Source organism: Pseudomaricurvus sp. (assembly GCF_965662505.1).
Taxonomy (GTDB): domain Bacteria; phylum Pseudomonadota; class Gammaproteobacteria; order Pseudomonadales; family Cellvibrionaceae; genus Pseudomaricurvus.
In genome coordinates this window covers 23,834-33,929 of sequence record NZ_CBFIHX010000029.1, presented here as the reverse complement: position 1 = coordinate 33,929, position 10,096 = coordinate 23,834, and the positions used below count along the sequence as shown (strand labels likewise).

The 10,096-nt window shown below is 52.6% G+C and carries 9 protein-coding genes; 5 read left to right on the top strand and 4 right to left on the bottom strand.

The annotated features are described in order from the left end of the window. On the top strand, window positions 1–628 hold a 628-nt coding region (locus ACTG33_RS06085; protein ID WP_439134307.1), incomplete at its 5' end, for a TonB-dependent receptor domain-containing protein. Window positions 629–1,483: 855 nt separating this feature from the next. On the opposite strand, the gene polA is transcribed toward ACTG33_RS06085, so the two are convergent. Further along, entirely contained in the window at window positions 1,484–4,231 is a 2,748-nt protein-coding gene (gene polA / locus ACTG33_RS06080) for a DNA polymerase I (protein WP_439134306.1), read from the bottom strand. A 426-nt stretch (window positions 4,232–4,657) separates the two neighbouring features. On the opposite strand from polA, the gene ACTG33_RS06075 reads away from it, so the two are divergent. Further along, window positions 4,658–4,924, top strand: coding sequence for a hypothetical protein (locus tag ACTG33_RS06075; RefSeq protein ID WP_439134305.1), 267 nt, complete (start codon window positions 4,658–4,660; stop codon window positions 4,922–4,924). Window positions 4,925–5,212: 288 nt separating this feature from the next. Here the strand turns inward: ACTG33_RS06075 and ACTG33_RS06070 are convergent, their stop codons facing one another. Further along, window positions 5,213–6,019, bottom strand: coding sequence for a metal ABC transporter solute-binding protein, Zn/Mn family (locus ACTG33_RS06070; protein ID WP_439134304.1), 807 nt, complete (start codon window positions 6,017–6,019; stop codon window positions 5,213–5,215). A 196-nt stretch (window positions 6,020–6,215) separates the two neighbouring features. Here ACTG33_RS06070 and ACTG33_RS06065 point away from each other — a divergent pair, with 196 nt between their 5' ends. Genes ACTG33_RS06065 through znuB form a run of 3 tightly spaced genes read left to right on the top strand, consistent with a single transcriptional unit; the run spans window position 6,216 to window position 8,350 of the window. After that, entirely contained in the window at window positions 6,216–6,740 is a 525-nt protein-coding gene (locus tag ACTG33_RS06065; RefSeq protein WP_439134303.1) for a Fur family transcriptional regulator, read from the top strand. Continuing rightward, window positions 6,733–7,572 carry a zinc ABC transporter ATP-binding protein ZnuC gene (gene znuC, locus ACTG33_RS06060; RefSeq protein WP_439134302.1) on the top strand — a complete coding sequence of 280 codons (840 nt, stop codon included), beginning with the start codon at window positions 6,733–6,735 and terminating at the stop codon, window positions 7,570–7,572. Before ACTG33_RS06065 ends, znuC begins: the two co-directional genes overlap by 8 nt. Beyond that, window positions 7,565–8,350 (top strand): zinc ABC transporter permease subunit ZnuB, encoded by a 786-nt coding sequence (gene znuB, locus ACTG33_RS06055; RefSeq protein WP_439134301.1) that lies wholly within the window; start codon window positions 7,565–7,567, stop codon window positions 8,348–8,350. Before znuC ends, znuB begins: the two co-directional genes overlap by 8 nt. A 28-nt stretch (window positions 8,351–8,378) precedes the next feature. Here the strand turns inward: znuB and ACTG33_RS06050 are convergent, their stop codons facing one another. Next, window positions 8,379–9,104, bottom strand: coding sequence for an SCO family protein (locus ACTG33_RS06050; RefSeq protein WP_439134300.1), 726 nt, complete (start codon window positions 9,102–9,104; stop codon window positions 8,379–8,381). Window positions 9,105–9,147: 43 nt separating this feature from the next. Next, window positions 9,148–10,080 (bottom strand): heme o synthase, encoded by a 933-nt coding sequence (gene cyoE / locus ACTG33_RS06045; protein ID WP_439134299.1) that lies wholly within the window; start codon window positions 10,078–10,080, stop codon window positions 9,148–9,150. Window positions 10,081–10,096 lie beyond the last annotated feature (16 nt).

Genomic DNA, 10,096 nt, shown 5'->3' with positions numbered 1-10,096 from the left:
CACCACTCTGTTCTACCAGACAGTGGATGACTTCCAGGTTAACTCCTTTGATGGTGCTGGCTTTACCTTGCAAAACGCCGGTGAGATTGAAGGTAAGGGCCTTGAGATCGACTACAACTGGACACCGAACGAGAACTGGATTATCGCCGGTGGCTTAGTGTTGCAGGACATTGAATACGCCGAGTTCAAAAACGGCTCCACTACTATTGCGCAGCAGGAAGCCGCTGGCTTACAAGCTCGGGCAGAAGGGCGTGTTCCACCGCAAGATTTGACGGGCGAAACACCGAACTTTGTTTCTGATGTCACCTATGCGGGTAGCGTGACTTATCTGCACGAGATCAATAACGACCTGATGCTGCGACTGGGTACCAGCTATCGTTACCGCTCTGACTACACCACGGGTCAGGACAACGATAAGTACACCGAGAACGATGACTACTGGATCTGGAATGCCAACGTTGCTCTGACGGCTATGGATGAGTCCTGGAGCATTGAGTTGTGGGGCAAAAACCTGACCGACGAAGAAGTCATCAACATCGGCTTTGATACCCCGCTGCAAACTGGTTCCTTCAGTGCCTTTATGGAAGCTCCAATGACTTGGGGTCTGACTGGTACTATGAGGTTCTAATCGCTCGGGCGATAACGTATTACTCTCGATATCCATTGGTGTTTTTGCCGGATCTGGTTTCAGATCCGGCTTTTTTATGCCTGCCAATCGATCACGGGGAATTCACGACAAAAAATTCAGGCATAAAAAAACCCGACAGCCTTGGGGTAACTGCCGGGTTAAAACAGTCGACGCTCTTGGGGGAAGTCGCCGACCCGATTACAGCGCCAAGGTGCGTGCGCTGCCATCCTGTACACTTTGAGCACCGGTTTGGGAGATTGTTCCGAGGGAAAAGGTAAAGAAAAGTAACGTGTGACGAAAGCCTCACGATTGCGTGTAACCAAGCGTCACAACGGTCAAACTATTCGCTTTCCAATTAGAACTGTCGCTGAGTTCAACACTTAACTATCAGCAAAGTAAATTCTTTAGACAAAAAAATGCCCCGAACATTGTCGAGGCGCTTTTAAAGTTTAAAGCTGCTGGCCAAGTGACCAGTCTTAAGTTGAGGAGAGCAAGACACCATGAAATATCTTGTTTACTGAGACTGGAATCTCACTCTTAAGTTCCCAATAAAAGATGAAAATTTTCATTTTGTCGCTAAATTCTACAAAGCTTTTGGCTTCGGGCGTTTAATGCGCAGACGTTTATGTATGGGTGGTTAATAAAATGACGCCAAAAATAGCAGACAAAAAAATGCCCCGAACACTGTCGGGGCGCTTTTAAAGTTTCAAGCTGCTGGCCAAGCGGCCAGTCTTAAGTAAGGAGAGCAAGACACCATGAAATATCTTGATTACTGAGACTGGCCCTGACGATTTTAGTTCCCGATATGCACAAAATATTTGTCTGAATGATGCAATGTGTTCGTAAACTCAATGATCAATGCGCCACTTCCCAATTGTCGCCTACACCCACTTCCACCAACAGAGGAACATCTATCCTCATAGCCGACTCCATACGAGTCTTAAGCCCCTCGCAAACGGCGTCTAATTGATTTTCTGACACTTCCAGAACCAGTTCATCGTGCACCTGCATTATCATCCGCGCATCCACGGATGCATCCGCCAGCCAGGCGTCCACTTCCAGCATTGCCAGTTTGATGATGTCGGCGGCGGTTCCCTGCATGGGCGCGTTAATGGCGGTGCGCTCAGCGGCTTGCCGGCGCATGCCGTTGCGGGAATTAATTTCCGGCAGATACAAACGGCGACCTTTCAAGGTTTCCACATAGCCTTTCTCGGCGGCTTCCACGCGCGTCTGATCCATATAGCGCTGAACGCCAGGGTAACGCTCAAAGTACAGATCGATGTACTGCTGCGCCTCGTGACGTCCCACGTGCAGCTGTTTCGCCAGACCGAAGGCCGACATGCCATAAATCAGGCCAAAATTGATGGCCTTGGCGCTGCGACGCTGTTCGTCGGTAACCCGATCCAGATCCACCCCGAAGACTTCCGCGGCCGTAGCCCTGTGCACATCCAGCCCTTCGGCAAAGGCCCGCTGTAGGCCTTCATCGCCGGACAGGTGCGCCATAATGCGCAGTTCAATCTGGGAGTAATCCGCCGCCACCAGTTTATAGCCCTTAGGTGCAATAAAGGCCTTGCGAATGCGACGTCCCTCTTCGTTGCGGATCGGGATGTTCTGCAAATTGGGATCACTGGACGACAGACGCCCTGTAGCAGTCACCGCCTGATGATAAGAGGTATGAACCCTTCCGGTCGCCGGATTGACCATTTTTGGCAGCTTGTCGGTGTAGGTGGACTTGAGCTTGGCCAGGCCGCGATACTCAATCAGTAGCTTGGGCAATGGATAATCCAGCGCCAGTTCCTGCAGCACTTCTTCGGCGGTGGACGGCGCGCCCTTGGGGGTTTTCTTAATGACCGGCAGCTCCAGTTTCTCAAACAGGATACGCCCCAGTTGCTGAGTGGACCCCAGATTGAATTCTTCACCCGCCAGATCAAAAGCCTGCTTCTGCAAAGCATCCAGACGCTCGGTGATTTCCACGCTCTGCTGTCCCAGTAGCTGGGTATCGATCAGGGCGCCGTTGCGCTCGATTCTTGACAGTATCGACAGCAGCGGGCGCTCAATCTCGTTAAACACCCCCAACAGGCTCTTTTCGGCTTCCAACTGAGGCCAGAGTGTCTGGTGCAGACGCAGGGTGATGTCCGCATCTTCCGCGGCGTAAGGCCCGGCCTGCTCCAGCGGGATCTGATTAAAGGTGAGCTGCTTGGCGCCTTTGCCGGCAATGTCTTCAAAATGGACGGTTTTCACATCCAGATGGCGCTCTGCCAGCGTGTCCATATCGTGACGGCTGGCAGTGGAATCGAGCACGTAGGATTCCAGCATGGTGTCAAAGGCGATACCGCGCAGTTGAATGCCCTGATTAGCCAGCACACTCATGTCGTATTTGAGATTCTGACCGACTTTTTTATGATCGGGATCTTCCAGCAGCGGCTTAAGATGCTCCCAGACCCAGTCTTCCGACAACTGCTCAGGCGCGTCCAGATAATCGTGGCCAAAGGGCACATAGGCGGCCTTGCCGGCTTCTACGGCAAACGACACCCCGACCACCCGCGCCTGCATATAGTCGAGGCTGGTGGTTTCGGTATCAAAGGCAAACACCTCCGCCTGTTTGAGCGCTTCCAGCCAACGCAGAAAGCTCTCTTCGGTTAGCAGGGTCTCGTATTCGGTTTCGGTAATGTCCGGCGTCGCCGCGGCTCCTGCATCGGTATTACCGGAAGCGTCTCCGGCGGGCTCCACCGGCTCGCTCAGCTCCTTGATCCAGGTTTTAAATTCCATATCCTGAAACAGAGCTAACAACGCCTGATTGTCCGGCGGACTCATGGCGAGATCTTTCGGGCCACAGTCCAGAGCCACATCCAGTTTGATGGTCGCCAACTCGTAAGAGAGGTACGCCGAGTCTTTGTGTTCCAACAATTTTTCAGGCATTTTCTTGGCGCCGCGGAAACCCAATTCACGAATGGCTTCCAGATCACCATAGATGGCATCCAGGCCGCCCATGTTCTGCAACAGCGCCAGTGCGGTTTTCTCGCCCACTCCAGGCACCCCAGGGATGTTATCCACCTTGTCCCCCATCAGCGCAAGGAAGTCGATGATCAACTCGGCGGGAATCCCGAATTTCTCTTTCACACCCTCACGATCCATGACGGTATCGGTCATGGTATTCACCAGAGTCACATGGTCACTGACCAGCTGCGCCATGTCCTTATCGCCGGTGGAGACCACCACATCCACACCCTGCTCTGTCGCCTGACGAGCCAGAGTGCCAATGACATCGTCCGCTTCGACGTTGTCGATCATCAGAATCGGAATGCCCATGGCGCGAATAATGTTGTGGATAGGGTCTATCTGACTGCGCAGATCGTCCGGCATGGGTGGACGGTGGGCTTTGTACTCCGCAAAGATTTCATCGCGAAAGGTTTTCCCCTTGGCATCAAACACCACCGCAACCACAGAGCCCGGGTAATCCTTGTCGATCCTGCGGATCATATTGATGACCCCTTTTACCGCTCCGGTGGGTTGCCCCTTGGAATTGGTAAGAGGTGGCAGAGCGTGAAAGGCACGGTAGAGATAAGAAGAGCCATCCACCAGGATGAGAGGTGCGTTAGACATGCGGGATTCCATTGCAATGAGTAATACTCAACAGGCATGCGCCCTGAGACCAGACGGCATTCTAACAGCCTGCGATCAATAACAAACCCTGTGCTGCACACGGCACATTTTTCATCCTTACGACAAAGAAGTTCCGTATTTCAAGATTTTTCTCAAAAAAATATCGCCGGTAACACTTTTTACCTGTTCGGACACCAGCCCACATAGTGTTACTCATGCGTTACCTACCACTATATATGGTGTTACCGCCCTATTTTTGTGTAACAACCACACATAGGAGGTGATTTTTTATACTTTTTAATCAAAAAAACACTGGCGTAACACTTTCCCGTGCGTTACCATGTGTAACATACAGTAACAAATCAACTGGTGAACAGGTTCCAAGCCCTGTTTATCGGAATCAACCACCTCAAGGAGGACCTGATTATGAAAAAACTTGGTTTTCTGATTGCTCTGACACTGTGCTCACAAGGCGCTTTGGCGGCAAAGGTTGGTTCCAGCTACTCCAACGTCGCAGTACTCGTTGCAGAAACTGGCGCTAGCTCAAGCTGGGCAACACAAGAAATTATGACTGCTGAGCAGAACGCTCAGAAGATGGAAGACACCCTGGACGAGGCCAACGAAAAGCTGGCAGCCCAAATGGAGCAACGCTTCAACTCGATGCTCGAAGCTTCCGCCGCTTTACAGAAGTAAAGCGCGACACAAGCAAGACTTGAACGGTAACGTTATGGCGCTCTGTGATCTCTCCCACTGGCGCCAATCGATTTAGACAGCAGCTCTAGATAGTAGTTTTGCTATAGATAGTAACTTGGCTATAGATAGTCGCTTTGCTATTTAAGCTCTCGATTTAAGTTCTGTTAAACAGTTTATTCATCGCTCTTCCCTGCACTGGGTCTCTCTCCTCCCTTATTACCAGTGCAGGGTTCTTTTTTCTCTTCTTTAGTTAATCTTCTCTCTCAACAGCTTATCTCTCAGCACGTGCTATCTCTCTGCATTCACCTTTGACGTGCACACATCAAACACGCTTTTCACGCCTTTCAGTAGCTCATAGTAAGTGCTTACACTCAGATCGTGCCCCATAATATCGACGGCTTGCAGATTCAGTTTGTTTCGCTCAGAGAAGGTCGACACCCATTTTGTGGGGCTGGCAGATTCCACCAGCAGGCAATCGCCTGGCTGCAGTTGCTGACTGACGCGCCACAACTGTCGGGCACCAGGACTGATTTCGGGTACCGGTGTTAGTACCAAAGGCTCGGGATAGGCAAAGTAAGCGAGAAAATAATGGTAGGCCCCGTGCACCACCGCGTACTGACGAGGGGGCCCAACTGGATTTGCTTCTTTGACGGCTGCGAAAGAGGCCAGCTGCTCAACCACCTGTTTCGCATTGCGCTGATACTCCTTTTCATGAGCGGGATCGATAACAGCCAGTCGTTCCGCGATGGCAAGGATCATGGCCACACCGTATTCGGGATTCAACCAAAAGTGCTGATCGGCATGCTGATGGCCATGATCACTCTCAGCCGAGTGATCGTGATGAGATTCAGACAAAGGCTCCTCTAATACCTGTGCCATAGACATCGCTTGCCGACCTTGTGCCAAAGTGCTCAGGTAGGGCTCTAAATCCGATCCGACCCACACCAGCAAATCGGCTTGCGACAACTTCTGCCTATCAGAGACTTTAAAAGCAAAATCGTGAGGCGTCTGACCCGGCTTCACCAGAGTACTGACCTGAACATGCTCACCGGCCACCGCTTCCACCATCATGGTCAGCGGCTTAATCGATGCCATAACCTGTAAAGGCTCAGCGATTACGGGGGTCGAGGCCAAGACAAACAGGGACAAGACAGCTCGCATGACGGTTTTTGGCAACCGATTCAGAATGTTTAAACAAGAAGGTTTCAAAAGACAATCAACTCAGAAGGAAATTGTTATATAATAACACAAACTCTCAAAACATCTGCTTCCTTATGACAGTCTCGTGCGTATGACAACTTCGAAAACTTCCGCAACCGATCAAACACTGCCTACGTCCATCGCCTCTCAGCAGCACGACCACACACGTTGCATTGCCTCGGCCATGACGACAGCACAGGAAGTCTGTGCCCGCAACGGGGCGCGCCTGACCAAACTGCGGGAACAGGTGTTGCGACTGGTTTGGCAAAGCCACAAACCATTGGGGGCTTACCCACTGATGGATATGCTGGCCGCCGAATCCACCCGCCGGGTAGCACCACCCACCGTTTACCGCGCGCTGGAATTCTTGCTGGATCAGGGGCTCATCCACCGGATCAATACCCTCAATGCCTATGTCGGCTGCACTCATCCCAGCCACCACCACGCCAATAACTTTTTGATTTGTGAACACTGTGGTGTGGCGATTGAGTTTTCCGCCAGCGCGCTGCAAGAAAAGATCAATGAAACCGCTGGCGATTTTGGTTTCAGTATCAAGTCGCAATCCATCGAGCTGGTGGGCAGCTGTGAAGGCTGCGAGGCCACACATCATGGGTAACACCATAACCGGGCAGTCTCTGATTCAGGGTAACAATCTGAGCCTGCAATTCGGCGAGCGGAAAATTCTCGACGGCGTGTCCATTGACCTTCACTCCGGAGAGATCGTGACACTGATTGGCCCCAACGGAGCCGGCAAAACTTCTCTGGTCAGAGTCGTTCTGGGCTTACAAGCTCCGACCGAAGGCTCGCTAGTGCGCACCCCGAACCTGAGCATTGGCTACATGCCGCAAAAGCTCCACATAGAACCCAGTCTGCCGCTGACGGTAGAGCGCTTTTTGCAACTGGCCCTGGGATACCACCTGCGCCGCGGTGGCAAACGCCGGCACGAGCGCGAAGCGATTCTCGATAGTCTGACTCTTACTGGCATTGAACACCTACTGCACAGCCCCATGCACACCTTGTCCGGCGGTGAAACCCAGCGAGTGTTGCTGGCTCGTGCCCTGCTGCGCAACCCATCGTTGCTGGTCCTGGATGAACCGGTTCAAGGTGTCGACGTGGCGGGGCAATCGAAGCTCTACCAATTAATTGCCGACATCCGCGACCAGCGCGGCTGCGGAGTCCTGATGGTCTCCCACGACCTGCATCTGGTGATGGCGGCGACGGATACCGTGATTTGCCTGAATCAACACGTCTGCTGTCACGGTCACCCGTCCAGTGTCACTGAGGATCCTGCCTATCTGGAGCTGTTCGGGCAAACCGCCCACTCCGGCATTGCGGTCTACACTCACCACCACGATCACGACCACAACATGCATGGCGACGTTGAACCCACAGACTCCAACCAGTCCCATTCGACCCACCACCACTGCGGAGATCACGATCATGCCTGATTTTATCTGGTATGCCCTGCTCGCCGGTTGCGGTGTGGCACTGATGACGGGACCTCTGGGCTCGTTTGCCGTCTGGCGACGCATGGCCTACTTTGGCGATACACTGGCCCATTCCGCGCTCACCGGTGTCGCCTTTGGGCTGATCTTATCGGTGAACGTCAGCCTGGCAGTGACGGTGTTCTGCCTGTTACTGGCGCTGTTATTGGTCGTGCTGCAAAACAATCGCACCATCGCCACCGACACCTTGCTGGGTATCCTGTCCCACTCCATGTTGGCGCTGGGGTTAGTCGTGGTCAGTGTGTTTGCCAATGGCTGGATTGATTTGTACGGTTTTCTGTTCGGCGATCTGCTGGCCACCTCCACCAGTGACTTGATCAGTATCGCCATCACCGCCGCCATCGTTCTGCCGCTTATGATCTGGCTCTGGCGGCCACTGATCGCCATCACCGTGCACGAGGAATTGGCACAGGTTGAAGGAATTCGGGTTGCCTGGGTGCGTACAACCTTGATGCTGATGATGGCGCTGGTGATTGCCGTGGCCATGAAAGTTGTCGGCGTCCTGCTGATCACCGCTCTGCTGATTATTCCGGCCGCGGCCAGTCGCCGATTGGTGAAAACGCCGGAGCAGATGGCCGTGGGCGCCAGCCTGATTGGCATGCTCGCCATTGCCGGTGGGCTACTGGTTTCTTTTTATTGGGATACGCCGGCAGGTCCGTCTGCGGTTCTCTGCGCCAGTGTGTGCTTTGCACTGAGCCTGATCAAAAAGCCTGCGATATAAACGTAGTCCTCAAAGCGCGCAATCACATCTAGTGATCAAAGCTCGTCACAATGGACTGTAAGGTTAACTTGATGCGTGCCGCATCCAGTGGCGGCTTGATAAACCCCTGATAATGTCCGTAGGGATTTACGATCGCAATGTTCGCGCTGTGGTCGACCGTATAGTCGTCCACCTGAGTGACTTTGACAAAGGCAATGTTCAACTGGTTTGCCAGCCGTTTGATTTCCAGAAAGTCACCGGTCAGGCCAATAAATTCCGGATCAAAATACGGCATGTACTGCGCCAGTTGTTCAACGGTATCCCGCGCCGGATCGACACTCACCAAAACAAATTGCGTTTTCGCGGCTATGTCAGGTTCAAGCTGAGACTTTACGGTCTTCATCACTGACAAGGTCGCCGGACACACGTCGGGACAATGGGTAAAACCAAAAAACAGCAGAGACCATTTGTCCTCCAGTTGCGCCAGACTGAATGGTTGTCCCCGTTGATCGGTCAGCTCAAAATCCTTAAAGATTCTTGCCTGCTCAAAAACGTAGGTGCCATTGGCCCTCAGCTCTATCGGGGACAGCACCCGTGGAGTGGTGATTTTGTTCAGAAATAATCCCATCACCGTCGCGATAAATACGACAATACCCGCGACCGTTAACCAGATACCGCGGCGCTGTTTAGCTCTATAGCCCTTCTCGGCCAGGGTTAGCTCATCGGTGGCCGCACTGCTTACGCCGGCGTCGGTCGTTGATACATGCTCAACCATAAAATCTAATCCGCTGTTGTTATTAAATACTGGTAAATCTGCGTTATTGCATTCCCATCAAAGGGTTAGGAGGCAACAAATAATGATCCAACAGCATGATAATAAACAGCGCCATCAAATAAATGATGGAATACTTAAATGTTTCCATCCCCAGTCGACGGTCATCGCTGTAGAGCAACCGTACCGCCCAATACAAAAAGCCACCTCCGAGAACCACCGCGCCCAGTAGATACAACCAGTTCAACATGCCGGTCGCGTAAGGCAGCAGACTGACCGCAAACAGAATAAACGTGTAGAGCACAATGTGAATTTTGGTGTAATGCTCACCGTGAGTGACTGGCAGCATGGGAATATCCGCCTTGGCGTACTCCTCTTTGCGATAGACGGCCAGCGCCCAAAAGTGCGGTGGTGTCCAGGCAAAAATAATCAGCACCAGCAACAACCCATGGCCGCCGATCTCACCGGTGACAGCGGTCCAACCCAGCAGAGGGGGTGCAGCGCCAGCGATACCACCAATTACAATATTCTGAGGGGTGGCTCGTTTTAAAAACAGGGTATACACCACCGCGTAGCCCAGCAGTGACGCCAGAGTTAACCAGGCGGTTAAGGGATTGATAAAGATCATCAAAATCGCCATGCCCACAAGGCCTGTCGACAGAGCAAACAATGACGCCGGAACCAACCCCAAACGACCGGTGGCAATCGGACGATTCAACGTGCGCCGCATTTTTTGATCGATCTGACGATCCACCAGATGATTGACGGTCGCGGCAGAGCCTGCGCACAGAGCAATACCCAGATTGCCAAGAATCATCACATCCCAGGGCACCATACCCGGCACCGCCAACAGCATGCCAATCACCGAAGTCAGAATCATCAACGCGACTACTCTGGGCTTACATAACTCCAGGTAATCGCGCCAACTGGAAGATTTTGGCGTAGCGACCTTGAGGACTTCAGTTGCGGTGCTGCTCATAGTGTTCTCCCATTAT